We start from the raw sequence: 24245 nt of genomic DNA, 5'->3' as shown, positions 1-24245 counted from the left end.
AGCCAGAGGCGCGTTAGAACGACGTATCCGGACGAACGAGACGCGCCCGCTCAGTGTCCCGACGAGGGCTGCGGCGGCGCGGCTGCGGCGAACATGCTGCGCGCCACCTCCTGCTCGCCGTAGATCACCTGCGTGGCACCCAGGCCGTCGAGATGGGCCACACATTCTTGCGAATGCGCACGCGCCACGATCGGCAGGTCGGGGCGCAGGGCGCGGGCGGCACGCACGATCTGGCCGGCTTCGAACGGATCGGACACGGCGACGATAAGGGCACGCGCACCGGCGAGGTTGGCCTCGGCCAGCACGAGCGCCGCGGCCGCGTTGCCGATGAGGATTTCCGCACCATGCTGCTCGCGCAACTCGCGCACCGCGTCTTCGTCGGTCTCGATAACCAGCGTGCGTGCCCCGGTGGCCTGCAATTCGGAGAACACACGACGCCCTACCCGACCGAAGCCGACCAGCACGGTGTGCCCCGCGAGGGCGGGATCGGCGTGCTCGTCCGGTGCGTCGTTGTCGTGGCGGGTGATCCAGCGATCCAGCGCACCGAACAGCAGCGGATTGATCAGGATGGAGACGATGGCCGCGGCCAGCAGGATGTCGCGGGCCTCTTCGCTGAGCAGCTTCAGCGACACGCCCAGGCCGGCGAGGATGAACGAGAACTCGCCGATCTGGGCAAGACTGGTGGCGATGGTCAGCGCGGTTTTCGGCGGACGGCCGAAGGCCAGCACGATGCCGAACGCCGCCACGGACTTACCGACGATGATGATCAGGCAGGCCGCCAGCACGATCCACGGGTGCTCGACCAGAATATGCGGGTTGAACAGCATGCCGATGGAGACGAAGAACAGCACCGCGAAGGCGTCGCGCAACGGCAGCGTTTCTTCCGCAGCCTGCTGCGACAGCTTCGATTCGCCCATCATCATGCCGGCAAAGAAGGCCCCGAGTTCGAACGACACGTCGAACAGGTGCGCGGCACCGAAGGCCACGCCGAGCGCGATGGCCAGCACCGCCAGTCGGAACAGCTCGCGCGAACCCGTGCTGGAGACAGCCTGTAGCGTCCAAGGGATCACACGCTTGCCGACGATCAGCATGATCGCCACGAACACCACCACCTTGCCGATGGTCCAGGCCACCGTCTCGGCCAGGGCCGCCATGCTGGGCGGATTGTTGCCCTGCTCCGAGCCCAGGAAGCCGCCGATGGCCGGCAGCAGCACCAGGGCCAGCACCATGGCCAGGTCTTCGACGATCAGCCAGCCCACGGCGATGCGGCCACGATCGGTATCCAGTAGCCGACGCTCCTCCATGGCCCGCAGCAACACCACCGTGCTGGCCACGGACAACGCCAGTCCGAACACGAAGCCCTGCGCCACCGGCCAGCCCAGTCCCCAGCCGAGCAACATGCCCAGGCCGGTGGCCACGCCCATCTGCACCGCGGCGCCGGGAATGGAGATCGCCTTGACCGCCAGCAGATCCTTCAGCGAGAAGTGCAGGCCCACGCCGAACATCAGCAGGATGACGCCGAGGTCGGCAAGCTCCTGCGCGATACCCGCATCGGCGACATACCCCGGCGTGAATGGCCCGGCGACGACGCCGGCCAGCAGGTAGCCCGCCAGCACGGGCAGGCGCAACCGGTGCGCAACGGCGCCGAAGAGGAAGGCGAGGACGAGGCCACCGACGATGGTGGCGATGAGTGGCGTGGCGTCGTGCATGGGCGGCTCCCTGAGTCGTCGTTGGCCGTGATCTCGTGGATCACGGCATGCACCCTCGTCTGGTCACGTCGAACTGGCGAACGTAGCGATGTCGGGCAATCCCCCTGGAGTTGGGGATGCCGAGGGTGGCACGCAAGCACTCGCACGGCATTTTTTTTCAGGCGTGGCGCACACTTGAGCATAAGCTCAAGCGTGGGACGATGTCGGATGTGCCGTGCAGGGACGTCAGGCGGGTGCGTTCAGAACGGCCAGGAAATCCTTGCCGTAACGCTTGAGCTTGTTCTCGCCCACGCCACTGATCGAGCCCAGTTCGTCTTCGTTTTCCGGCAGCGCGCGCAGCATGGCCAGCAGCGTGGCGTCGTGGAAGATGACATAGGCCGGCACGCCGTGCGCCTTGGCCAGTTCCGCGCGGACGCGGCGCAACTCGTTCCACAAGGGCATCTCGATGTCCTCGATACCCAGCGAGCCGCCGGCCACGGCAGGCGACGGCCGCGAACCGGAGCGACGGCCCTTCGCCGGCCGGGCATCTTCGCGAAGCCACACCTGGCGCTCGCTGCGCAGCACCGGGCCGCTCTCCTTCGACAGGCGCAGGGTACCGAAGCCTTCCGGGTCGGCCTCGACCAGGCCGGCCGCCAGCAACTGGCGGAACACCGACCGCCATTGTGTGGCGTCCATGTCGGCACCGATGCCGAAGACGCTGAGCTTGTCGTGACCCAGGTCGCGCACGCGCTCGCCGGCCTCACCGCGCAGGATCTCGATGAGGTGCCCCGCCCCGTAACGCTGGCCACTGCGATAGATGCAGGACATCGCCTTCTGCGCCGCCGTGGTGGCGTCCCAGGTCTTCGGCGGCACCAGGCAGTTGTCGCAATTGCCGCAGGGCTCCGGATAGACCTCGGCGAAGGCCTCGAGCAACAGCTGGCGACGGCAACGCGTGGCCTCGGCGTAGCCCAGCAGCGAATCGAGCTTGAGTCGCTCGATGCGCTTGCGGTCGTCGCCGGAGTCGGACTGGGAGATCATCTGGCTCATGGTCACGACATCGCCCAGGCCGTAGATCATCCACGCTTCCGCCGGCAGGCCGTCGCGGCCCGCGCGCCCGGTTTCCTGGTAGTAGCCCTCCATGCTGCGCGGCAGGTCGAGATGGGCGACGAAGCGCACGTCGGGCTTGTCGATGCCCATGCCGAAGGCCACCGTGGCGACCATGACGATGCCGTCCTCGCGCAGGAAGCGCTGCTGGTGACGCATGCGGACATCGCCATCCAGGCCCGCGTGGTAGGGCAGCGCGTCCACACCGGCTTCGGCCAGCCACGCGGCGGTTTCGTCCACCTTGCGTCGGCTGAGGCAATAGATGACACCGGCCTCGCCACGATGCGCATCGAGGAAGTCGAGCAGCTGGCGACGCGCATTCTGGCGCGGTGCCACGCGGTAGCGGATGTTGGGGCGGTCGAAGCTGGACACGAAGCGGCGGGCTTCGTGCAGGCCCAGGCGGTCGACGATTTCCTCGCGGGTGCGCTCGTCCGCCGTGGCGGTGAGCGCGATGCGCGGCACCTCGGGGAAACGCTCGTGCAGGATGGCCAGTTCGCGGTATTCGGGGCGGAAGTCGTGCCCCCACTGCGATACGCAGTGCGCCTCGTCAATGGCGAACAGGGCGATGGGGATGCGATCGAGCAGGCCGAGGAAGCGCCCGGTGATCAGACGCTCCGGCGCGACGTAGAGCATGTCCAGCTCGCCGGCGAGCAGCAGCTCTTCCACCTCGCGCTGGGTGGCGGCGTCGAGACTGGAATTGAGATAGCGGGCGCGCACACCCGCCTCGGTGAGCGCGTCGACCTGATCCTGCATCAACGCGATCAGGGGGGACACCACGATGCCGGTGCCTGGGCGCATGAGGGCGGGAATCTGGAAACACAGCGACTTGCCGCCACCCGTGGGCATGAGCACGAGGGCGTCGCCACCGCCGGCGACCTCCTCGACGATGGCTTGTTGCTGGCCGCGGAATCCGGGGTAACCGAAAACGGTGCTGAGGAGATCGAGGGCCTGGGACTGCATCCCTACATGCTAACAAACGGACGTGCCCGATCGGCTGTTGGTGGCAGCTAAAGCTGAGGTAGGCCTACGCCGTTACAGGAGGAAGGTGATAGTCCCGGCACGCGAACGGGCAGCTAATGACACCAGGCCGGTCGCCCCGCGACGCACCCCGGCCCTGTGTCTCCACGAGGAGCGCCCCATGGACCATCCGATTGCCGCCCGTGCCTTACCGGCCGCCCTGGCCATTTGCCTGCTGGCGTTCACGCCTGGCGCCCGTGCCGACGGCGGGCGCATCGCCTTCACCGGTGCTGTCACCGAGGCCACATGCCTGATGCGGGACCACCGTCCCAATTGTCCGCCGGGTCACCCGCTGGCGGCGACGGTCCATGTACTCGACGATCCGCAGGCGCTGGCCGATATCCATGCCGCCCTGCTCGACCACGCGCTGCGGCGCGATCCCGCCGCGCACTGGAAGGTGGTCGACACCACCTACCGCTGAGACGACTCAGCCACCCCAGAGGGCCCGGTCCAGGTCATGGTCCAGGCCAAAGGCACTCATTGGAACCCGCCCGTCCTTCACGGTGACGCCCTCGGCCTTCAGCAGGCGGCACTGTTCGCGGAAGCCGCGCGTGCCCGGTGGAATGCCGATGCGGCCGTCGGCGCGCAGCACACGATGCCAGGGCAGCGTGGCCCGGTCGGGCGCCTCGCCAAGCACGCGGCCGATCATCCGCGCCCTGCCCGGGTAGCCGGCACGGGCCGCGATCGCGCCGTAACTGGCCACTCGTCCGCGTGGAATGGCCGCGACCGCCGCGATGATCCGTGCCGCCCGAAGGGTGCGTGCCGCGTGGTCGTCCCGTTCATCGGTCATGGTCGTTTCGTGCATGTTCCCCGGGGAGGTTGAGCGTACCATCGGTATCCCCAAGGACAGATCGACAAGGCAACCATGCGGCACTTCGAAGCAGTTCGCTCCCACGTCGGCGGCATCCACAAGCTGCGCCACAACGAGCCCTACCTCATCAGCTTCGACCTGGAACTGCCGGATGGCCGTCACCAGGGCATCTACCTGGCCGAGCTGGAAGACGCCGACGGCCAGCGCTTCCTGCGCCTGTCCACCCCGATCGGCCCGTTGTCCGGTGTGGATGCACGTCGCTGCCTGCGCTTCAACTGGGAACAGCGCACCGGCTACCTCGCCGAAGCCGACCTCGACGGTTCGCCCTACCTGCACCTGTGCGAGAACCGGCCCTACGACTACCTGGACGAACGCGAACTAACGCGCATCGTCGAGGAACTGGGCACCACGGGTGACCAGCTGGAGCAGGTGGTGAACGGGGAAGCGGACGCGCTTTAAGCGCTTGTACCCGTAGGCGACCTGACTTCCGAGCAAAAACCTTTGGCCGTGGAGCAAGAGCCGGCGGGTGCCACCCTCGTGGCCACGCCTGCGGCGACCCGTCAATGAAGGGCCGCGTCCGCGGCCGTTTATTGATTGCCCTTCGGGCCGGGTCGGGCTTCGAACGGGGGTTTTCGACTCGACTTCCTGTCTCGCGAAAACGGCCGGCCGTCCTGGCCGGCCCCCTTCGGGCCTTGTCCGTTCGAAGCCCTCGCCTGCGGCTACCGGCCACGAGGGTGGCACCCGCCGGCTCTTTCCAGCACTGAGGTTGCGTGTGGGGAGAGCGAAGAGCCTGGTTTCGCTTCGTTGCTGGGGACGCTTGCTTGCGTGTTGCGCATGGCTTCATTCGCATTGGAAGGGTTGAGGGTTCGCCGACATCGTCGGCTCCTACAACAACCAACACATCGCGCATTGAGGGCGCCACGAGCTGCCCGGCACATGACGCGTGGAAAACGCCACATCCCGCAGAAACGCCATGCGCTCCCGCGTAGGAGCCCACGATGTGGGCGAAAAACCAACGAAGCGGCGACGCCATACCCTGCACGTCTGCGACCGCTCGCGTCACAACCTGCCTCAGTCGTTGGAAGAGCCGGCGGGTAGCCCCCTCGGGGCCGGTAGCCGCAGGCGAGGGCTTCGAACGGACAAGGCCCGTAGGGGGCCGGCCAGGACGGCCGGCCATTTCCGCGAGACAGGATGTCGAGTCGGAAATCCCCGTTCGAAGCCCGACCCGGGCCCGAAGGGCCATAAGAATACGGCCGCGACAGCGGCCCTTCCTCAGCGGGTCGCCGCAGGCGTGGCACCGAGGGGGCTAGCCGCCGGCTCTTGCCCTAGAGCCCCAAGGCTCCAAGGCCAAATGCGATGCCGAAGGCGAGCCCTTGAAAACCCAGAAACACACAGCGTCTCAGTAGAACAACCGCCCCAGCTTGACCAGCACATACCCCAGCACCGCAGTAATCGGCAGGGTCAGAATCCACGCCCAGACCATGCGCTCCACCACCGACCAGCGGATGGCGTTGAACCGCTTGGCGGCACCGACGCCCATGATCGACGCGGAAACGTTGTGGGTCGTGGACACCGGCACGCCAAGCATCGAGGCGGTGAGGATCACGGCCGCCGAGCTGCCTTCCGCCGCGAATCCGTTGATCGGGTGCAGCTTCACCATCTTGTGGCCCAGCGTCTTGATGATCCGCCAGCCGCCGCCCGCGGTACCGCCGGCCATGGTCAGGGCGCAGACCACCTTCACCCAGACTGGGATCGGAAAGCCACCGGCCGCCGCGGGGTCGTGCGGGATGCGCAGGAAATGCAGCACGGTGGGCAGGTGGTCGAACTGGCCGGCGGCGGTGGCACCCGCCAGCGCCAGGGCGATGATGCCCATGCTCTTCTGCGCGTCGTTCATGCCGTGCGACAGGCCCATGGCGCTGGCGGAGAGGATCTGCGCCTTGCCGAAGAAGCTGTTGACGAAGGGCGTGCGACCGAAGCGGTGCAGGCGACCCTTCTGCCGGGAAAAGAAGCCCAGCAGGGCGTACAGCGCGCCCATCAACAGGAAGCCGATGACGAAACCCAGGAACGGCGAGACGATCATCGGCACGATCACCTTGGGCACGACGCCCTTGCCCAGCCACCAGTGCGCGCCACCCTGCCACCAGATGATCGCGTGCAGGTTGCCGTCGGACGCGGCCAGCGCGGCGCCGCACAGGCCACCCACCAGCGCATGGCTGGAGCTGGACGGCAGGCCCAGCCACCACGTGATGAGGTTCCAGATGGTGGCGCCCAGCAGCGCGCTGATCAGCAGGTGCGAGCCGACGTCCACCACCCCCGTGTCGACCAGTCCGGACGCGATGGTCGCAGCCACGGCGGTGCCCCACAGCGCGCCCGCCAGGTTGGTGACGGCGGCCAGCAGCACCGCCTGGCCCGGGGTCAGCACCTTGGTGGCCACCACGGTGGCGATGGAGTTCGCCGTATCGTGGAAGCCGTTGATATACGTGAACGCCAGGGCGATCAGGACGACCGCGATAACCATGCTCATGGGGCGGCCGCCGTCAGGAGTTCTTGAGCACGATGGAATAGACGACGTTGCCGACATCGCGGCACTTGTCGACCGCCTTCTCCACCAGCTCGAACAGATCCTTGGCAAGGATGGCCTTGAGCGGATCGGAGCCCTCGGCGTACAGGGTGCGGTAGGGGTCGAGCAGCAGGCGGTCGGCTTCCGACTCCAGCGCCTGGAGCTGGTCGCGCAGTTTCTTCACCGGGTCGATCTTCAGGCCGTGGCGCAGCTGGCCGATCATCTGCACCACCACCTCGGCGGAGCGCTCCAGCAACACCGCACGCTGGCCGAAGTCGATGCCGCCCAGGCGTTCGGCGACGATCACGTAGCGCTCGGCGAACTTCTCTATGGTCTTGGGGATCTTGTAGAGGGCGGAATTCAGCGCCTCGATGTCTTCACGGTCCAGCGCGGTGACGAAGGTGTTGACCAGTTCCTCGCCGATCTGCCCGTGCAGGGCCTTCTCCCGGGCGCGCGCCGTGCTGAAGGCGGCCATCACCGGGGTGCGGTCGGTCTGGGTGACCAGCTCGTGCATGGCCCGGGCGCTTTCGCGCGCGGCTTCCGCGCTGGCCTCGAGCAGACCATAGAACTTGTCGCCCTTGCCGAAGATCGTCTGGAGAGAAAACATGGCGTCGCCTGGGGGAACGGGGGAAATGTGACGCTAATGTTACCGGAGCGGCGCGGGGTATGCCTCTATCGTCCACGACCGTAAGCATGCAGGTCTGCTATATAAGCCACCGATGCTCACCGAACTCCTGCTCGTCCTCGTGCTCTCCCTGGGTAACGCCTTCTTCGCCTTGTCGGAGATGTCGGTGGTCGCCTCGCGGAAGAGTCGGCTGAAGGCCATGTCGCGCGATAGCCGTCGCGCCCGGGTGGCACTGCAGCTGGCCGAGTCCCCGGAGCGCTTCCTGTCCACGGTGCAGGTGGGTATGACCCTCATCATCCTGGTGACCGGCGCCATCGCGGGCGACCGGCTGGGCGAGCACTTCGCCCAGCTCCTGCACGGGGGCGGCCCGACCTGGCTCGAGCCGTACGCACGCATCGCCGGCTGGCTGACCGGCTTCATCTACATGTCGCTGGTGCAGATCGTGATCGGCGAGCTGGTGCCCAAGCGCGCCGCCCTGACCGCGCCGGAACGCATCGCCTGCCAGATCGCCGTGCCGATGCTGGTGATCTCGCGGATCACCCTGCCCATGGTCTGGCTGCTCAACCACCTGTCCAGCGGCATCCTGCACCTGCTGCGACTGAACCGGGCCGGCACCTCGTCGGCCGCCACCGAAGAAGAGATCCGGCTGCTGGTGGCGGAGAGCGCCGAGCAGGGCATCCTCGACAGCGACGAGCGCAACATGGTCAACCGCGTGCTGCGGCTGGGCGATCGCGCCGTGGGCTCGGTGATGACCCCGCGGATGCGGATCGCCTGGCTGGACGTGGCGGCCTCGCGGGACGACAACCTCGAGGTGCTGCGCGAATCGCAGTTTTCCCGCTATCCGGTTTACCGCGGCGACGAGCGCGAGGTGATCGGCACCGTCGAGGTGAAATCGCTGGTGGCCGGCTTCGAGCGGGGTGAGTTCGACCTGTTCGCGCGGGTGGTCAAACCGCTTTTCGTACCGTCCACCGCGCGGGCGCTCGACTTGCTGGAGGCGTTTCGCGACGCGGATACGCAGCTGGCCCTGGCCGTGGACGAGTACGGCGATATCGAGGGCCTGGTGACGCTGAACGACCTGCTGACCGCCGTGATCGGCGCCACTGCCCCCGCATCGGATGACGACGAACACGAAGGCCCCATCGTGCGGCGCGACGACGGCAGCTGGCTGATCGACGGTAGCCTGCCGGCCGATGACCTGCGCGAGCTGCTGCAGAACGACCAGCTGCCCAACGAGGAAGACCACGACTTCCGCACCGTCGCCGGCATGATGACCACGCAATTCGGGCATATCCCCCGGGCCGGCGAGTCGTTCGTCTGGCAAGGCAACCGCTTCGAGGTGATGGACATGGACGGCGCCCGTATCGACAAGGTGCTGGTCGGCCCCGCGGGCAACGAGCCGTCCGCTGGCGCGGACTGAGACCCCATGCGGGACGCCACGTAAAGCACGGGTTCAAACCCGACCCGCGACAGTCCTGGCATGACCGTCGCCGAACCCCGCGAAGAAAAGACTGCCGCCCTGCTGCGTGCCGCCCTGCATGCCGCACCCGGTGAGCGGATTACGCTGGACAACCTGCTCGAGCCGCTGAAGCGGCGCGCCTTCGGGTTCCTGCTGCTCCTGCTGGCCATTCCCAATTTCATCCCGGTGCCGCTGGGCATCGGCGGGGTCATGGGCGTACTGGTGGTGGCGCTGGGACTGGAGATGCTGGTCGGCCTGGAGCATCCATGGATACCCGGCTTCCTGCGGCGCCGCACGCTTTCCCGAGACGGACTGCTGCGGTTCCTCGACCGCATCGAACCGGTGACCCGGCGCCTGGAGAGAATGTGCCAGCCGCGCCTGCAACGGCTGACCCGGCGCCCGTTCACCCTCGTGTCGGGCGCCGTCATGATCCTGATCGGTATCCTGCTGGCCCTGCCCATCCCCTTCACTAACTACGTCTTCGGCGGCATGCTGATCGCGTTCGCCTTTGCACTAGTGGAGCGCGACGGTGCCTTGCTGGTGGCGGTATGGACGAGCACGCTGGCGATCGTCGTGGCTTCGGCCAGCTTCAGCCGCGCGTTGCTGGGTTTCGCGCGCGACCTGTTCTAGCCGGCGCCGTTCTTTTAGCCGGCGCCATCCCTGCCGTGCGCCAGCGAAGCCATGCGCTGTGCATCGGCGAGGATGCCGTGCAGGATGCGCAGCTCACGCAACTCCGGCCGCGCACGCAGGAACAGCTTGCGCAGCTTGAGCATGATCGTGGTGGGCGAGCGTCCCTTGTGGAACTCGATGTCGTCGAGCATCTCGCCCAGGTGCGTGAAGAAGCGCTCGAGTTGTTCGGCGTCGGCGGGGGCCGCATCCGCATCGAGGCTCGGCGGCACGACGACCGGCGCCTCATCCGCCAGCAGCGCCGTGCGCAGCTCATAGGCCACCACCTGCACCGCCTGTGAAAGGTTCAGAGAACTGAAATCGTCGACGCTGGGGATACGCACCATGGCATGGCAACGTGCCAGCTCGTCGTTCTCCAGGCCCGTCCGCTCGTTGCCGAAGACCAGGGCCACCTGCTCACCGCGGCGTGCCGCGGCGATCGCCTGGGCGGCGCCTTCGCGAGGGTCGAGCTCGGGCAGGTTGACGCCGCGGCGGCGTGCCGACAGCCCCAGCGAAAACGTGGCACCGGCCAGGCCCGCCACCAGGTCGTCGTGGATGGCCGCCTGCCCGAGCACGTCGTCGGCGCCGGCCGCCAGAGCGGTGGCCTCGGGATCGGGAAAGCGATGCGGCGCCACCAGCGTGAGCCGGTCGAAACCCATGGTACGCATGGCACGCGCCGCCGAGCCGATGTTGCCCGAGTGCGAGGTGCGGACCAGGACGAAGCGGAAGCGATCGTTGAGTTCGGAAAGGGCCATGGGCGACGGGCAGGCTGGACAAGGGCCGGAAAGTCTACAACGGCAATGACTTGGGCATGGGGCATGCGGGTGATAGACTCGTCGACCGAGGCGGCCCGACCGCCCTCCCCCGTTCTTTTACCAAGTCGATATCCATGCCAAGACCCGCCGTCAACGTCGCGTCGCGTGCCGCGCGCTCCGCAGGAAACATCATCCTGCGCTACATGAATCGCCTCGAAGGCCTCGCGGTCGTCGAAAAGCAGCGGATGGATTTCGCCTCCGAGGTGGATCGCCTCGCCGAAGCCGAAATCATCAAGGAACTGCGCCGCGCCTACCCCACCCACGCCATCCTCGGCGAGGAATCCGGGCAGATCGGCAAGGGCCCGCTGGTGTGGGTCATCGATCCCCTGGACGGCACCCACAATTACCTGCGCGGCATCCCCCACTTCTGCGTGTCCATCGCGCTGGTTGAAAAGGGCGAGCCGGTCTACGGCGTGGTGTTCGATCCCCTGCGCGATGAACTGTTCACCGCCAGCAAGGGCGATGGCGCCTACCTCAACGACCGCCGCATCCGGGTCGGCAAGCGCGAAGGCATCGCCGGCGCCTTGCTCGCCACGGGTTATCCCTACCGCGCGCGTAACCACCTCGAGCCGCAGCTGGCCATGACCTCGGCCTTGCTCAAGGAAGCCGAAGACATCCGCCGCATGGGATCCGCCGCGCTCGATCTGGCCTACGTGGCCGCCGGCCGGATGGACGGCTTCTTCGAGCCGGGCCTCAACGTGTGGGACATCGCCGCGGGCGCGCTGCTGGTCCGCGAAGCCGGTGGCGTCTACGGCGACTTCGCCGGCCGTGAAGGCCTGCCCGAGAGCGGCAACATCATCGCCGGTAACCATAAGGTGGCCGCCGCGATGACCGAAGTCATCAAGGCGAACGCTACGGCTCGCCTGCTCGGGGAATAATCCGACACGCGGCGAGGGTAATCCCTCGCCGTAGCTTCTCGTTGCCTGACAGACCCTGGCGTCTTCGGCAGCGTACCTTGTCGTCGCGAACCGGACGTTCGCAAGCCTCTACCGACAAGGACTTCAGCATGTTCCCTATTCCCTTATCATGCACCCGGTTCGCGTTCGCGTTCGCAGCGGGCCTGACCGCTTTGCTTCATGGGCCCTCCGCGCATGCGACGGTCGAGACCATGATCGTCACCTCGGACCCCCAGTATCCCTGGACGGACACGCCGGGTGAAGCCGATGAGGTGCGCAAGATCCGCTCACGGCAAATGATCGAGGAGCAATACCGCAGCATCGCCGCGTACCGCGCCAGGCGGCCCGACCAGACCATCCCCGTCTTCATCAATGGCGATCTCACCGCCTATGGGCACGGCTGGCAACGCGCGGTCATGGATGAACTGCTGGGCATCCTGGGCGACAACGTCTATCTGGGACTGGGTAACCACGACTACCAGAACAACATTCTTCAAGAGGATGGATCGGGCTGCTACAACAACGGCTGCGCGCGCGACAGCGTGCTGGGGCTCGTGCAGCACGTCATGACAAAGCCCGACAAGGTGTCATTCGATTTCAGCGTCCGACCCGGTTTTCCCGGTAATCGCTATGAGGGCAGCCTCGCCTACGCCGTCAACACGCCGGGGTGGGAGCGAGTGCTCCAGGTGCAACTGAACAACTACCCGACCTACGAGGTCTCCTTCGCGTCCACCGAGGGTCTCCGTCCGTCGCGCTTCGACATCGGGTCGTCGCTACCCTGGCTGAAGAACGTGCTGGACACTCATCTCAGCGTGCCCAGGTACGGCACGCCAGCCGACAGGGCTTACGATTTCGGTATAGCGCATGTGCATTCCGCGGATGGCTACTCGGAAGGTTTCGGCGAGGCACTGGCCGCCGGCCACGTCGCCGCGGTCTTCGCGGGCCACCTGCATTTCCGGTTGGGTCGATATGGAAGCATCAACGGCGTGCCGGTCTTCCTGAGTGGGTCCGCCAGCCAGCGCACCTATCTCATCGTGGAGCACGACACCGTGGCCAGGGTGCTGCGCGTCTTCGCCGTGCGCAACAACGATCCGGAAGGACGCGAACTCATCGCTACCGTCGACGTCGACACCGTCTGACCCCGACACACGCAACGAACAAGGACGTCGTCATGAAAAAATGCAACCCGTTCCGCGCGGCGGGAGCACGCGCCTCATGGCTGGCGACGGCGCTCCTTGCCGTCGCCGCGGCCCATGCGGAACAGCCACGGATCATGGTGGTCACCTCGGACCCACAATACCCATGGACCCCCGCCACCGATGCGGGCGAACATTCGGACAAGGCCGACAAGGCCCTGGCGGAGTCGTTGATCCGCGAACAGTACCGGAGCATCGATGCGTTTCGCCGCCAGTATCCAGGGCAGTCGATCCCCGTGATCGTCAACGGCGACATCACCTCGCAGAGCAAACGATCCGAGCAGCAGAAGATCAGCGAATTGTTCGCGACCCTGGGCAACGAGCTGTATTACGGCCTGGGCAATCACGACTACCAGAACAACCTGACCAACGCCGTGTGCAAACTGCTTTACTGCGCCATGGAGGCCCTGGACAACCTGGCCCACCACGTGCACTCGCATCGGATCCGAAGCAACGTGCTCGGCTTCGACATGCTGGCGACGCCCTACCCCTCGGGTGGCATTCTCAAGCAGGGCAGCTGGTCGTATGCCTTCAAGGCCGATGGCTGGGACCGCGTCATCCAGCTGCAGCTGAATAACTTTCCCGAGTATTCGGCCAGCATGGACTGGGGCTTCGGTCCCTACAGCTATCACTACCGGGTGACGTCCAGCGTGCCGTGGCTGCAGACCCACCTGCCCGACTACAGCAACCCGCGCGTGAGCGACCTGATTCTGGTCCATACCCACCAGCCCGGCAAGCTGCGCACCTCGTCGTCGAACGACCTGCAGAGGCTGCTGAAGCGACACAAGGTGGCTGCCATATTCGCAGGTCACCTTCACGAACGCATGGGTCGCTACGACAGGGGTGGTCCCGACGACATTCCGGTGTTCCTCAGCGGCTCGGCCTCGCAGCGTACGTACCTGATCGTCGAGCATTGGCCCGACTCGAAGCAGCTGAAGGTGTACGGCGTGAGGGAGAACGCGCCCGCCAACCGCGAGCTGATCGGCCAGATCGATCTCTAGTCGTTCTTCAGCAGATTGCGCAGGAACGGCACTGTCACCCGCCGCTGTGCGGCGAGTGACGCGCGGTCGAGGGTATCCAGCAGGTCGAGCAAGGTGCCCAGGTCGCGGGCGTGGTGTGCGAACAGCCAGTCCAGCACCACGTCGTCCAGTTCGATGCCACGGGCGCCGGCCTGTTCGCGCAGCACCGCGCGGCGTTGGGCATCGGCTAGTGGCTTGAGCAGGGCCTGGGTCAGCGACCCGAGCCGCGAGCGAAGGTCGGGCAACGCGATGTCCAGGGACACCGGCGCACCCAGGGCCGAAAACAGCAGCGTGCAGCCTTCGGCACGATAGCCATTGAACGTGTCGAACAAGGCGTGCTCGGCATCGGCCTCGCCCGCGATCGAATCGATATCGTCGATGGCCAGCACATCGCTGCCGGCCATGCCGCGGATGGCGGCGGCCCGTGGCCCGCGCAAGCCAGCCAGCGGCAGGTACTGCGCGGTGCGACCCGCGTCGATGGCAGCCTGGCATGCCGCGATCAGCAGGTGCGTGCGCCCGCTGCCCGGCGGCCCCGCCACGAACACCCAGGGTGCCGATGCATCGACCGCCGCCGCACGAACGGCTTCCACGGCTGCCGCGTTATCGCCCGCGTGGAAGTGCTCGAAGCGCTGGCGCCGCGGCCAGCGCAAGGCGAGGGGAAGCTGGGTGCTCATGGAGCGCGGTCGACCGGCGGCAGGGGATCGTCCGGCCGCGGTCGCACGCGCACGTCGACATCCACGTCCACATCGAGCTTGTGCGCCGCCGATGCCGGCGGTGCGGGCTCCATGTAGAGGTCGCTCTCGCGATAACGCGCGAATACGTAGCGCAGCAGCACGACAACCACCGAGGCGGCGGGCAGGGCCAGCAGCACCCCGAGGAAGCCGAACAGGTGACCGCCAGCCAGTACGGCGAAGATCACCGCGACCGGGTGCAGGCCGATCTTGCCGCCGACCAGGCGCGGCACCAGCACGTAGCCTTCCAGCAGCTGGCCTACGGTGAACACCACGCCGACGAGGATCACGTGGGTCCAGTCGCCGTACTGCACCAGCGCGGCGATCAGGGCGGCGACGAAGCCGATCATGAAGCCGAGGTAGGGCACGAAGCTGAGCAGGCCGGCGACCATGCCGATCAGCGGACCGATCGAGATGCCGACCAGGGTCAGCCCGAGGCCGTAGAACACGCCCAAGGCAAGCATCACCAGCAGCTGGCCGCGGACGAACGCGCCCAGCACCTGGTCGGACTCACGCGCCAGGCGCACGACGGTGGGCTCGATCGAACGGGGCAGCAGGCGCTGAATGTGCGCGATCATGGTGTCCCAGTCGCGCAGCAGATAGAACGCCACGACCGGGATCAGCACGAGATTGGTCAACCACATCACCACGCCCATGCCCGACTGCGTGAGCTTGGTCATCGCCGCAGCGGCCATGCTGCCGACCGAGCCGATGTGTTCGCGGATGGTCGCCAGCAGGCGGTCGGTATCGAAGACGTTGGCGTCCAGATGCAGGCGCACCTGGATCCACGGCAGCGCCGTGGTGCGCACCCAGTCCACGTAGCGCGGCAGATTCTCGGACAGGTTTTCGAACTGGTGCTCGATCAACGGCACCAGCAGGAGCAGCACACCGACGAAGACCAGGGTGATGACGGTGAACACGATGCTGACCGCCCAGCCGCGACCCATGCCCAGCCGCTGCAGGCGATCGGCCAGGGGGTCACCCAGGTAGGCCAGCATGCCGGCGATGGCGAACGGCATCAGCACCGGGGCGAGCAGCCAGATGAGGAAGGCGATGACCGCGATGATCGCGAGCATCTGCCAGCGGCGTGAGGTGTCGTGCGTCATGGCGTCAGGGCACCCAGCGCACGGCGAGATCGGCGCCGTCGTGGGGATCGGCAGCCAGCACATGGCCAGCCGACGCGTAGCCGGCGACCAGGCGGGCCAGCGGGGCGGCGGCATTGACGGTGAACAGCACGCCGTCGGCACTGGCGGCGATCGGCGCCACGGTCTTGATCGAGGGATCGTTCTGGAACGTCGCCAGCAACCCGGCGTAGTCGGACGCCGAATGCAGGCCCGACACCCAGACCTTGCCCGAGGTGCTGCCACCCTGCGTCGCGGCGAACTGGCGATCCAGCTTGTCGGCCATGGCGTTGGCACCATTGTTCAGCAGGGCCGCACGGGCTTCGCCGCTGTCCTTCCAACTGGTGGTCTTGCCGGCCGAGACCAGGGTCCAGTCGGTCTGGTCGTCACCGATGTTGCCGACCAGGACGACGCCGGTGTTGTACTGCCGGGCCGCGTTGGCGACCGTGGCGGGATCGCCGCTGGCCAGAGCCTTGACGTCGGGCACCGCGTCGGGCTTGGGCACCAGGATCTGGTAGCCACGCGTGTCGGCCATCTGCGCCAGGGGCAGGAGGTCCTGCTGGCTGAGCAGCTTGCCGCTGGCATCGCGTGCCACCACCAGTACCGGGGCCTTGGGCGCGGCGACGGCCGCGTCGCCCACCGCCAGCACGCGGCGGATCGCACCGGGATCGAACACGATATCCAGGCTGAGCGGGGCGCCGTTGGCGCCGCCGGTGCGGGCGTACTGGTACTGCTGCACCAGGCCGCCGGGCTGCTTCATCGCCTGGGCATAGCCCGGCTTGCCGCGGGGGTCCGCCCCGTTGGACGCTCGCGCCAGGACCTGGGTCAGCCCGTTGGCGAAGGCCTGGTCGCGTACCGCCGCACTGGTGTCGGCGACGGGCACGGTCACCGTATAAATGGAGGTCTGCGCCACTGCGGGGCCGATGCAGGCCACGACGAGGAGCGTCAGGAAGACGAGGAGACGGGCTGGGCGCATGGTCGTGGCGTCGCTTTGTGAAGACGGAAGTCTGCCCAAACCTTGGCACGCCGTCCATCCAAAGCGCGTGCAGGCCAGGCCGGGCGCCCGCTTGCTGTTATCATTCGCGGTTTCCAATACGCGCCGGAACCGCTTATGTCCTCCGACCAGGGCTCCCTCACCTACCGCGACGCTGGCGTCGATATCGATGCCGGCAACGCGCTCGTCGAGCGCATCAAGCCGATGGTCAAGCGGACCTTCCGCCCCGAGGTCATGGGCGGGCTGGGCGGCTTCGGCGGCCTGTTCGACCTCTCCGGACGCTACAAGGAGCCGGTGCTGGTCTCCGGCACCGATGGCGTGGGCACCAAGCTCAAGCTCGCCCACCAGCTCGGTCGCCACGACACCATCGGTATCGACTTGGTGGGCATGTGCGTCAACGATGTGCTGGTACAGGGCGCCGAGCCGCTGTTCTTCCTCGACTATTTCGCCACCGGCAAGCTCGACGTGGACACCGCAGCGTCCGTGGTCGGCGGCATCGCCCGCGGATGCGAACTGGCCGGCTGCGCGCTGATCGGTGGCGAAACCGCCGAGATGCCGGACATGTACCCGCCGGGCGAATACGATCTGGCCGGCTTCACGGTCGGTGCCGTGGAGAAATCCGCGATGAACGATGGCTCGTCCATCGTGGCCGGCGACGTCATCCTCGGCGTGGCCTCGTCGGGCCCGCACTCCAACGGCTACTCGCTGATCCGGCGCATCCTGGAACGCGCGGGCTCGCCGCTGGACAGCGACATCGGCGGCACGACCCTGGTGGATGCCCTGATGGCCCCGACCACCATCTACGTCAAGCCGATGCTCGAACTGATCGCCAAGGTGGCCGTGCACGGCATGGCCCACATCACCGGCGGCGGCCTCAAGGAAAACATCATCCGCGTCGTACCCGACGGCCTCGGTCTGTCGATCGACGCCGCCTCGTGGCCGCTGCCACCCGTGTTCCAGTGGCTGCAGCGCGAAGGCAACGTTACCCGCGAGGAAATGTGGCGCACGTTCAACTGCGGCATCGGCTTCACCGTGCTGCTCGCGGTCGACCAGGTGGACGCGGCGAAAGCGGTGCTCGCCGGTCATGGCCTCGATACCTGGACGATCGGCTCGGTGGTGGCTGCCAGCGGCGACGAGCGTGTCCACATCGCCTGAAGCGCCCGTGGATCGCCCCCTGCGTGTCGCCGCGCTCGCTTCCGGGCGCGGCAGCAACCTCGCCGCGCTGATCGCCGCGCGGCTTCCGGTGACGTTCGTCCTGGTGGGCAGCGACAAGGCCGGCGCTGGGGCGTTGACCGTGGCGCGTGAGGCGGACATTCCCACGCTCGCGCTCAATCCGCGCGACTACCCCACCCGCCCCGATTTCGACCGCGCCCTGTTCGGCCACGTGGCGGACAGTGGCGCCGACCTGCTGGTGCTGGCCGGCTACATGCGGATCATCGACGCTACCGTGGTCGCTGCCTGGGAGGGCCGCGCGATCAACATCCACCCTTCCCTGCTGCCGAAACACCGCGGCCTGCACACGCATCGCCAGTGCCTTGACGCGGGCGACGCCGAGCACGGCGCCAGCGTGCACTTCGTCACGGCGGAGTTGGACGGTGGCCCGGTGGTGGCGCAGGCACGTATCGACGTGCGCCCGGACGACACCGAAGCCTCCCTGGCCGAGCGCCTGCTGGTGGAAGAGCACGCGCTGCTACCTGCCGTCGTCCGCGCCATCGCCGCCGGCCGCCTGCGCTGGCAAGGCGCGCCCGTCTTCGACGGGCAGCTGCTGACATCGCCGCTTACTCCAGCTGCCCTGGCCGTCTAACCCCATATTCCTGGTCGACTAACCCGTCTCCCCAGCCGTATAACCCCGTATCCCCGGCACTTGGCGTAGGAGCGCACGCACGTGCGCGAACCCTCACCTTGGCCTGTGGCGAATGAAGCCTTGCGTAGGGAGATGCGGGCGTTTTTCGCCAAGAGCAAAGGCCACAACACAAGAGCAATCGGCTTTGTTTTGCGGTCGGAAACGCCGGCTTGGGTGTGGGGCATGGCCTCGTTCGCGGTAGGTGATATGGAGGGTTCGCGCACGTGCGTGCGCTCCTACCCCCCCCAACCGGCGCGTCGGGCGCGGCCATGGGGCGTCGGGCGCCTTGTGGTTCGCCGGGTGGGCGCGTCGACGCGCATTCAGCCGCCGTGGCTAGAATCGGAACCATGAAGACCCCACTGATCCGCGCCGGCTTCGCGCTGGCCCTCGCCCTGCCCGCCGCCGCGTTCGCCGCGAGCGTGCCGCAGTCCTTCACCGCTACCTATAACGTCCTGCAGGGCGGCAGTCCGCTTGGCGAGGCCACCATCGTGCTGAAAGCGGCCGGCAACGGCCAGTACGAATACACGAACATCACCAAGGGTACGGCGGGCCTGGCCGCGGCGCTGGGGGCCAATTCGACGGAAACCTCGCGGTTCACCTGGGCTGGCTCCGTGCCTCAGGTGGTCAGCTACCACTACCAGCTGGATGCGTCCTTCAAGCAGAAGACCCGCGACATGACCGTGCAGGGCAACACCGTGCAAGTCAAGGACAACAGCAAGAGTTTCAGCTACCCGGCGGCGCAGGGCATGATCGAGCGCAATACGCTGCCCCTGGCCCTGGGCGTGGCATTGCGCGATGGCAAGCAGCAGGCCAGCTTCCCCGTCGCGGTGAAGCAGGAAGTGGAGAACCAGCAGTTCAAGGTGTCGGGAAAGGAGAAAGTGAAGGTGCCCGCGGGCACGTTCGACACCGTGCGCGTCGACCGGACCGACGCCGACCGCGGCTTCAACGCCTGGTATGCGCCGGCGAAATATCCGGTGCCGGTCAAGCTGGCGCAGAAGGACGGTGGCGACCTGACGCTGGAGCTGGTGCGATTCGAGGGCAAATAACCCTCGACCTGTAGGAGCGCACGCTGTGCGCGATATCTTTTGAGGCTGTGCGCCGAATCCTGCGCGTCACGTCGAAAATGTCGCGTCACATGTGGTGCGTCGCGAAAAGATGTCGCGCGCAGCGTGCGCTCCTACGGTCATGAGGGTGCTGCGCGGAGACGCCGATGATCAGCCCGGCAGACGCCGGATATGGGCACCCAGCACGCCCAGCTTTTCCTCGATGTTCTCGTAGCCGCGATCGATGTGGTAAACGCGGTCGACCGTGGTGTCGCCCTCGGCGACCAAGCCGGCCAGCACCAGGCAGGCCGAGGCACGCAGGTCGGTGGCCATGATCGGCGCGCCCGTCATCTTCGGCACGCCGGTGATGATGGCGGTGTTGCCCTCCAGGCGAATGTCGGCGCCCAGCCGCTGCAGTTCCAGCGCGTGCATGAAGCGGTTCTCGAACACCGTCTCGGTGATGACGCCCACGCCTTCGGCGATGCAGTTGAGCGCGGTGAACTGCGCTTGCATGTCGGTCGGGAATGCGGGATAAGGCGCCGTCACCAGGTTGACCGCCTTGGGACGGCGCCCGCCCATGTCCAGCTCGATCCAGTCCGGACCGGTGCTGATATGCGCGCCGGACTCTTCCAGCTTCTGCAGCACCGCATCCATCGTGTCGGCACGCGCGCCGCGGGCGCGCACCTTGCCGCCGGTCATCGCCGCGCCGACCAGGAAGGTGCCGGTCTCGATGCGATCCGGCAGCACTTCGTAGTGCGCGCCGTGCAGGCGCTCGACGCCCTCGACGATCAGCGTGGACGTGCCGACGCCGTCGATCTTCGCGCCCATCGCCATCAGGCAGTGGGCGAGGTCGACGACTTCCGGCTCCTGGGCGGCGTTCTCGATCACCGTGGTGCCCGAAGCCAACGTCGCCGCCATCAGGATGTTCTCGGTGCCGGTGACGGTCACCATGTCCATCACGATGCGGGCGCCCTTCAGACGACCGGCGCGGGCCTTGATGTAGCCGTTCTCGACGGTGACCTCGGCGCCCAGCGCCTGCAGGCCGCGGATGTGCTGGTCGACCGGCCGGGAACCGATGGCGCAGCCGCCGGGCAGCGACACTTCGGCCTTGCCGTGGCGCGCCACGAGCGGGCCCAGCACCAGGATCGAGGCGCGCATGGTGCGCACCAGGTCGTAGGGCGCCACGCAGGAGTTTTCCGGGCGCGGATCGATGTGCATCTTCATGCGATCGTCCAGCACCACGCGCACGCCCATGCGACCGAGCAGTTCGATGAAGGTGGTGACGTCGTGCAGGTGCGGCACGTTGCCGATGCTGACGGGCTCGTCGGCGAGCAGGCAGGACGCGAGGATGGGCAGTACGGCGTTTTTCGCGCCGGAGATGCCCACTTCACCGTTGAGCGGCTGGCCGCCGCTGATCAGGATCTTGGCCATGGAAGGAGATGCCTTGGGAAGGTAAACAGAGCGAGCGTGTCGCCTGGCGCGCTGGAATCAGCGGCGGCCGGCGGCTTCGTCGGGAGTGAGGGTTTTGAGGCCCAGGGCGTGAATGGCACCGCCCATGAGGTCGCCCAGCGTCGCGTAGACGAGGCGGTGACGGGCCAGCGGCAGCTTGCCGGCGAACTGGTCCGAGACGACTTCGGCTTCGAAATGAACGCCGTCGTCGCCGTGAACGGCGACCCTGGCACCGGGCAGGCCGGCTTCGATCAATGCCTGGATGCGCGCAGCGTCCATGGGTTCTCCGATGAGGGGATGTGCCGCGCCCGGGAGGGTTCCGAAACGGACCCTGAACCACCGGTCGATGGCGGCGCCGATAAAATGAGAATATGTAATGGTAATGGAAATCCGGTGTCGCAGAAATGGACATCCCGGGTCAGAAGCCACCACCCGGACTCCCGAGGCCGCATGAACGCCCGCACCGCCCCGCCCACCGATCATTCCGCCGTGAACGTCGAAGCTGTCGTGCGCAGCGCCCGTACGGTGATCGTCACGGAAGCCGCGGCCATCCGGGCGCTGGAAACGAAGATCGACGCCACCTTTGTCGAGGCGTGCCGGATGATCCTGGCCTGCAAGGGACGTGTCGTGGTGTCCGGCATGGGCAAGTCCGGCCACGTGGCCCGCAAGATCGCCGCCACGCTGGCCTCCACGGGCACTCCGTCGTTCTTCGTCCACCCCGCCGAGGCCAGCCACGGTGACCTCGGCATGATCCAGCCGGATGACATCCTGCTGGGCATCTCCTATTCCGGGGAAACGGACGAATTGCTCTTCATCCTTCCCGCGGTCAAGCGCCAGGGCATTCCGCTGATCGCCATCACCGGTAACCCGCGGTCGTCGCTGGCGCGGCAGGCCGAGGTCAACATCGACGCCAACGTGCCGTCCGAGGCGTGTCCCCACGGGCTCGCACCGACCTCCAGCACCACCGCCGCCCTGGTTATGGGCGATGCCCTGGCCGTGGCCCTGCTCGAGGCGCGAGGCTTCACCTCGGACGACTTCGCCCGTTCGCATCCGGCCGGCAGCCTCGGGCGCCGGCTCTTGCTGCACATCGCCGACGTCATGCACACCGGTGACGACGTGCCGCGCATCGGCGTGGATGCCTCGGTCAGCGAGGCGCTGGTGGAAATGACCCGCAAGCACCTGGGCATGACTGCGGTGATCGACGGCGAGGGCCACCTGCTCGGCGTGTTCACCGACGGCGATCTTCGCCGTGCGCTCGACGACGACGATGTGGACCTGCGCGGCGCCACCGTGGGCGAACTGATGACCCGCGGCCCGAAGACCATCGGCTCGGACAAGCTGGCCGTCGAGGCGGCCCAGCTGATGGAAAAACACCAGATCAACGCGCTGCTGGTCACCGACCCCTCCGGCAAGGTGGTCGGCGCGCTGAACATCCACGACCTGCTTCGCGCCCGCGTCGTCTGACGACCGGACCCGGCGCGGCTCCCCGACGCGCCCTTTCGTCCCCATATCGATCCCATGGCCTATACGCATTACACCGACATTCCCGCCGATATCGCCGAACGTGCGGCCCGCGTGCGCATCGTCGTCTTCGACGTGGATGGCACGCTGACCGACGGTCGCCTCTGGTACGGCGAGGACGGTCGCGAGACCAAGGTTTTCCACGTGCATGACGGCCTCGGTCTGAAGCGCCTGCAGGAAAACGGCGTCAAGGTCGCGATCATCACCGCGCGGATCAGCCATCCGGTCTCCCTGCGCGCCGAGGAACTGGGCATCCCGCACGTCTACCAGGGCCAGAAGGACAAGCGCGCCTGCCTCAACGAGCTGCTCAGCGCCCTGCGCCTGACGCCGGAGCAGGCCGCCTTCGTCGGCGACGACCTCCCCGACCTGCCGGCCATGGGTATCGCCGGGCTGTCGGTCGCCGTGGCCAATGCCCATCCCTGGGTGGCGGAGCGCGCCCACTGGCGTACCCGCCTGTCCGGTGGTTACGGCGCCGCCCGCGAAGTCGCCGACATGATCCTTGCCGCCCAGGGCAAGGCCGAAGCCGAACGGGATCGCTGGCAGTGAGCGCACTCAACCTGCTCAAGGATCGCAGCGCCGGTGGCATCGCCGGCATCCTCGTCGTGGCGCTGGGCGCCAGCGTGCTGCTGTATTACTGGGTGGCACCGCAGAAGAAACTGCAGGATTTCGTCGGCCCACCGCGCTCTGGCTACGTGCTGACCAACTTCGACCTGGACTCCTACAACGAGCAGGGCAAGCTGGCCTTCACCCTCATCGCCCCGCACCTCGAACGGCGCGAGGGTGACGATTCGCTCTATATCAACGCGCCCGACTTCGTGCTGCCGTCCACCAAGGAAGTGGACGTGCCGCCGTGGAAGGGCCATTCGCAGTACGGCTGGGTCAACAAGGATGGCACCGTGCTGAAACTGCAGGGCAAGGTCCACATGGACCGCGTGGCCTTCGCGCAGACGCCGCCGGCCAGCATCGACACCTCCGAGGTCACCGCGTGGCCCAAGGAGAACCGCCTGGAGACGGCCGAGGCAGCCCGGATCGTCCAGGGAACCTCTACAATGAACGGCGTTGGCATGCGCGCCAATCTCGATACCAAGCACCTGGAGCTCCTCGATGCAGTCCACAGCACGTACCTGCCCGCCAAGCGCTAAGGCCCTCCTCGCGGTGCTCGGACTGGCGCTGGTGGCCAGCCTGCCCGTGGCCGCCAAGCAGTCCGACCGCCAGCAGCCGGCCAACGTCGATTCCAAATCCTTCGACGGCTCGCAGCAGCCCAACGGCAAGGTCATCTGGACGGGCAGCGTGGTGATCACCCAGGGCACGCTGAAAATCACCGGCGACAAAGCGACGGGTTTCCTCGACGCCAACAACTCGATCACGCGCATCATCGTCGACGGCAAGCCGGCCACCATCCACCAGCTGGACGACGACGACAACCCGATGGACGGCCAGGCCCTGAACATCGACTACAAGGTCGACCAGGACTACGCCGTGCTCACGGGCAACGCGAAGGTCAAGCAGCCGGTGAAGGGCAGCGCCGAAGGCGACAAGCTCACGTACAACACGAAGGACAGCACGATGACCGGCGAAAGCTCCGGCGGCGCGCCCGTGCACATGACCTTCCAGCCGAAGAACCCGCCGCCGGGCGCCGCGCCCGCGAAGCCGGCCACGCCCGCCCCCACCCCGAAGAAGCCCTGACCCG

Annotated in this window: 25 protein-coding genes; 14 read left to right on the top strand and 11 right to left on the bottom strand. The window is 67.1% G+C overall.

Going from position 1 to position 24245, the window contains the following annotated elements:
• Positions 1–50 precede the first annotated feature (50 nt).
• The gene (gene ybaL, locus FA89_RS08565; protein ID WP_036140057.1) at positions 51–1709 is read right to left on the bottom strand and encodes a YbaL family putative K(+) efflux transporter; all 1659 of its coding nucleotides are present in this window, start codon (positions 1707–1709) and stop codon (positions 51–53) included.
• 225 nt (positions 1710–1934) lie between these two features.
• Positions 1935–3752, bottom strand: a complete 1818-nt coding sequence (gene recQ / locus FA89_RS08560) for a DNA helicase RecQ (RefSeq protein ID WP_036140056.1) — start codon at positions 3750–3752, stop codon at positions 1935–1937.
• A gap of 178 nt (positions 3753–3930) precedes the next feature.
• On the opposite strand from recQ, the gene FA89_RS08555 reads away from it, so the two are divergent.
• Complete coding sequence (locus FA89_RS08555; RefSeq protein WP_036140053.1) at positions 3931–4230, top strand: hypothetical protein; 300 nt, start codon at positions 3931–3933, stop codon at positions 4228–4230.
• A gap of 6 nt (positions 4231–4236) precedes the next feature.
• Here the strand turns inward: FA89_RS08555 and FA89_RS08550 are convergent, their stop codons facing one another.
• Positions 4237–4599 (bottom strand): MGMT family protein, encoded by a 363-nt coding sequence (locus FA89_RS08550; protein WP_051939047.1) that lies wholly within the window; start codon positions 4597–4599, stop codon positions 4237–4239.
• 75 nt (positions 4600–4674) lie between these two features.
• Between FA89_RS08550 and FA89_RS08545 the strand changes: the two genes are divergently transcribed.
• Positions 4675–5079, top strand: coding sequence for a hypothetical protein (locus FA89_RS08545; RefSeq protein WP_036140051.1), 405 nt, complete (start codon positions 4675–4677; stop codon positions 5077–5079).
• Positions 5080–6019: 940 nt separating this feature from the next.
• Here the strand turns inward: FA89_RS08545 and FA89_RS08540 are convergent.
• Positions 6020–7144, bottom strand: a complete 1125-nt coding sequence (locus FA89_RS08540) for an inorganic phosphate transporter (RefSeq protein ID WP_036140050.1) — start codon at positions 7142–7144, stop codon at positions 6020–6022.
• Between the two features lie 13 nt (positions 7145–7157).
• Complete coding sequence (locus FA89_RS08535; protein WP_036140049.1) at positions 7158–7787, bottom strand: DUF47 domain-containing protein; 630 nt, start codon at positions 7785–7787, stop codon at positions 7158–7160.
• Between the two features lie 112 nt (positions 7788–7899).
• On the opposite strand from FA89_RS08535, the gene FA89_RS08530 reads away from it, so the two are divergent.
• Both FA89_RS08530 and FA89_RS08525 read left to right on the top strand, forming a co-directional pair.
• Positions 7900–9222 (top strand): hemolysin family protein, encoded by a 1323-nt coding sequence (locus tag FA89_RS08530; RefSeq protein ID WP_036140048.1) that lies wholly within the window; start codon positions 7900–7902, stop codon positions 9220–9222.
• A gap of 60 nt (positions 9223–9282) precedes the next feature.
• A complete protein-coding gene (locus FA89_RS08525; protein ID WP_051938637.1) occupies positions 9283–9891 on the top strand; it encodes an exopolysaccharide biosynthesis protein in 609 nt (202 codons plus the stop codon).
• Positions 9892–9905: 14 nt separating this feature from the next.
• On the opposite strand, the gene FA89_RS08520 is transcribed toward FA89_RS08525, so the two are convergent.
• Positions 9906–10682: an RNA methyltransferase gene (locus FA89_RS08520; RefSeq protein ID WP_036140047.1), complete on the bottom strand. Its 777-nt coding sequence runs from the start codon at positions 10680–10682 to the stop codon at positions 9906–9908.
• A gap of 134 nt (positions 10683–10816) precedes the next feature.
• Between FA89_RS08520 and FA89_RS08515 the strand changes: the two genes are divergently transcribed.
• The 3 genes from FA89_RS08515 to FA89_RS08505 all read left to right on the top strand — a co-directional run bounded on the left by FA89_RS08515 (position 10817) and on the right by FA89_RS08505 (position 13835).
• Positions 10817–11620, top strand: a complete 804-nt coding sequence (locus tag FA89_RS08515; protein ID WP_036140046.1) for an inositol monophosphatase family protein — start codon at positions 10817–10819, stop codon at positions 11618–11620.
• Positions 11621–11850: 230 nt separating this feature from the next.
• Positions 11851–12777, top strand: coding sequence for a metallophosphoesterase (locus FA89_RS08510; protein WP_036143942.1), 927 nt, complete (start codon positions 11851–11853; stop codon positions 12775–12777).
• A 32-nt stretch (positions 12778–12809) separates the two neighbouring features.
• Positions 12810–13835 (top strand): metallophosphoesterase family protein, encoded by a 1026-nt coding sequence (locus tag FA89_RS08505; RefSeq protein ID WP_036140044.1) that lies wholly within the window; start codon positions 12810–12812, stop codon positions 13833–13835.
• Here the strand turns inward: FA89_RS08505 and hda are convergent.
• The 3 genes from hda to FA89_RS08490 are packed head-to-tail and all read right to left on the bottom strand — an operon-like array spanning position 13832 to position 16681.
• Positions 13832–14527 carry a DnaA regulatory inactivator Hda gene (gene hda / locus FA89_RS08500; protein ID WP_036140043.1) on the bottom strand — a complete coding sequence of 232 codons (696 nt, stop codon included), beginning with the start codon at positions 14525–14527 and terminating at the stop codon, positions 13832–13834. The genes FA89_RS08505 and hda overlap by 4 nt on opposite strands.
• A complete protein-coding gene (locus FA89_RS08495; RefSeq protein ID WP_036140042.1) occupies positions 14524–15690 on the bottom strand; it encodes an AI-2E family transporter in 1167 nt (388 codons plus the stop codon). The genes hda and FA89_RS08495 overlap by 4 nt, the downstream gene beginning before the upstream one ends.
• 4 nt (positions 15691–15694) lie before the next feature.
• The gene (locus FA89_RS08490; RefSeq protein ID WP_036140040.1) at positions 15695–16681 is read right to left on the bottom strand and encodes a DUF2066 domain-containing protein; all 987 of its coding nucleotides are present in this window, start codon (positions 16679–16681) and stop codon (positions 15695–15697) included.
• A gap of 135 nt (positions 16682–16816) precedes the next feature.
• On the opposite strand from FA89_RS08490, the gene purM reads away from it, so the two are divergent.
• From purM to FA89_RS08475, 3 genes are all read left to right on the top strand, one after another.
• Entirely contained in the window at positions 16817–17854 is a 1038-nt protein-coding gene (purM, locus tag FA89_RS08485) for a phosphoribosylformylglycinamidine cyclo-ligase (RefSeq protein ID WP_036140038.1), read from the top strand.
• Positions 17838–18503, top strand: a complete 666-nt coding sequence (gene purN, locus FA89_RS08480; protein ID WP_240003872.1) for a phosphoribosylglycinamide formyltransferase — start codon at positions 17838–17840, stop codon at positions 18501–18503. The genes purM and purN overlap by 17 nt, the downstream gene beginning before the upstream one ends.
• Positions 18504–18889: 386 nt before the next feature.
• Positions 18890–19588, top strand: a complete 699-nt coding sequence (locus FA89_RS08475; RefSeq protein ID WP_036140035.1) for a DUF3108 domain-containing protein — start codon at positions 18890–18892, stop codon at positions 19586–19588.
• 168 nt (positions 19589–19756) lie between these two features.
• Here FA89_RS08475 and murA read toward each other — a convergent pair whose 3' ends face one another.
• Together murA and FA89_RS08465 are read right to left on the bottom strand one after the other, a co-directional pair.
• Positions 19757–21016 carry a UDP-N-acetylglucosamine 1-carboxyvinyltransferase gene (murA, locus tag FA89_RS08470; RefSeq protein WP_036140033.1) on the bottom strand — a complete coding sequence of 420 codons (1260 nt, stop codon included), beginning with the start codon at positions 21014–21016 and terminating at the stop codon, positions 19757–19759.
• Positions 21017–21073: 57 nt separating this feature from the next.
• On the bottom strand, positions 21074–21313 hold the full coding sequence (locus FA89_RS08465) for a BolA family protein (protein ID WP_036140032.1): 240 nt from the start codon (positions 21311–21313) through the stop codon (positions 21074–21076).
• 171 nt (positions 21314–21484) lie between these two features.
• Here FA89_RS08465 and FA89_RS08460 point away from each other — a divergent pair, with 171 nt between their 5' ends.
• The 4 genes from FA89_RS08460 to lptA are packed head-to-tail and all read left to right on the top strand — an operon-like array spanning position 21485 to position 24241.
• Positions 21485–22498 (top strand): KpsF/GutQ family sugar-phosphate isomerase, encoded by a 1014-nt coding sequence (locus FA89_RS08460; RefSeq protein WP_036140031.1) that lies wholly within the window; start codon positions 21485–21487, stop codon positions 22496–22498.
• Positions 22499–22552: 54 nt separating this feature from the next.
• Positions 22553–23101, top strand: a complete 549-nt coding sequence (locus tag FA89_RS08455; protein WP_036140029.1) for a KdsC family phosphatase — start codon at positions 22553–22555, stop codon at positions 23099–23101.
• Positions 23098–23697, top strand: a complete 600-nt coding sequence (gene lptC, locus FA89_RS08450) for an LPS export ABC transporter periplasmic protein LptC (RefSeq protein WP_051938635.1) — start codon at positions 23098–23100, stop codon at positions 23695–23697. The genes FA89_RS08455 and lptC overlap by 4 nt, the downstream gene beginning before the upstream one ends.
• Positions 23660–24241 carry a lipopolysaccharide transport periplasmic protein LptA gene (gene lptA, locus FA89_RS08445; protein ID WP_036140028.1) on the top strand — a complete coding sequence of 194 codons (582 nt, stop codon included), beginning with the start codon at positions 23660–23662 and terminating at the stop codon, positions 24239–24241. Before lptC ends, lptA begins: the two co-directional genes overlap by 38 nt.
• Positions 24242–24245: the final 4 nt, after the last annotated feature.

Origin of the sequence: Luteibacter sp. 9135 (assembly GCF_000745005.1) — a bacterium.
Classification (GTDB): Bacteria; Pseudomonadota; Gammaproteobacteria; order Xanthomonadales; family Rhodanobacteraceae; genus Luteibacter.
Note: the sequence above shows the minus strand (reverse complement) of the source record. Positions and strands in the feature narration are given on the sequence as shown.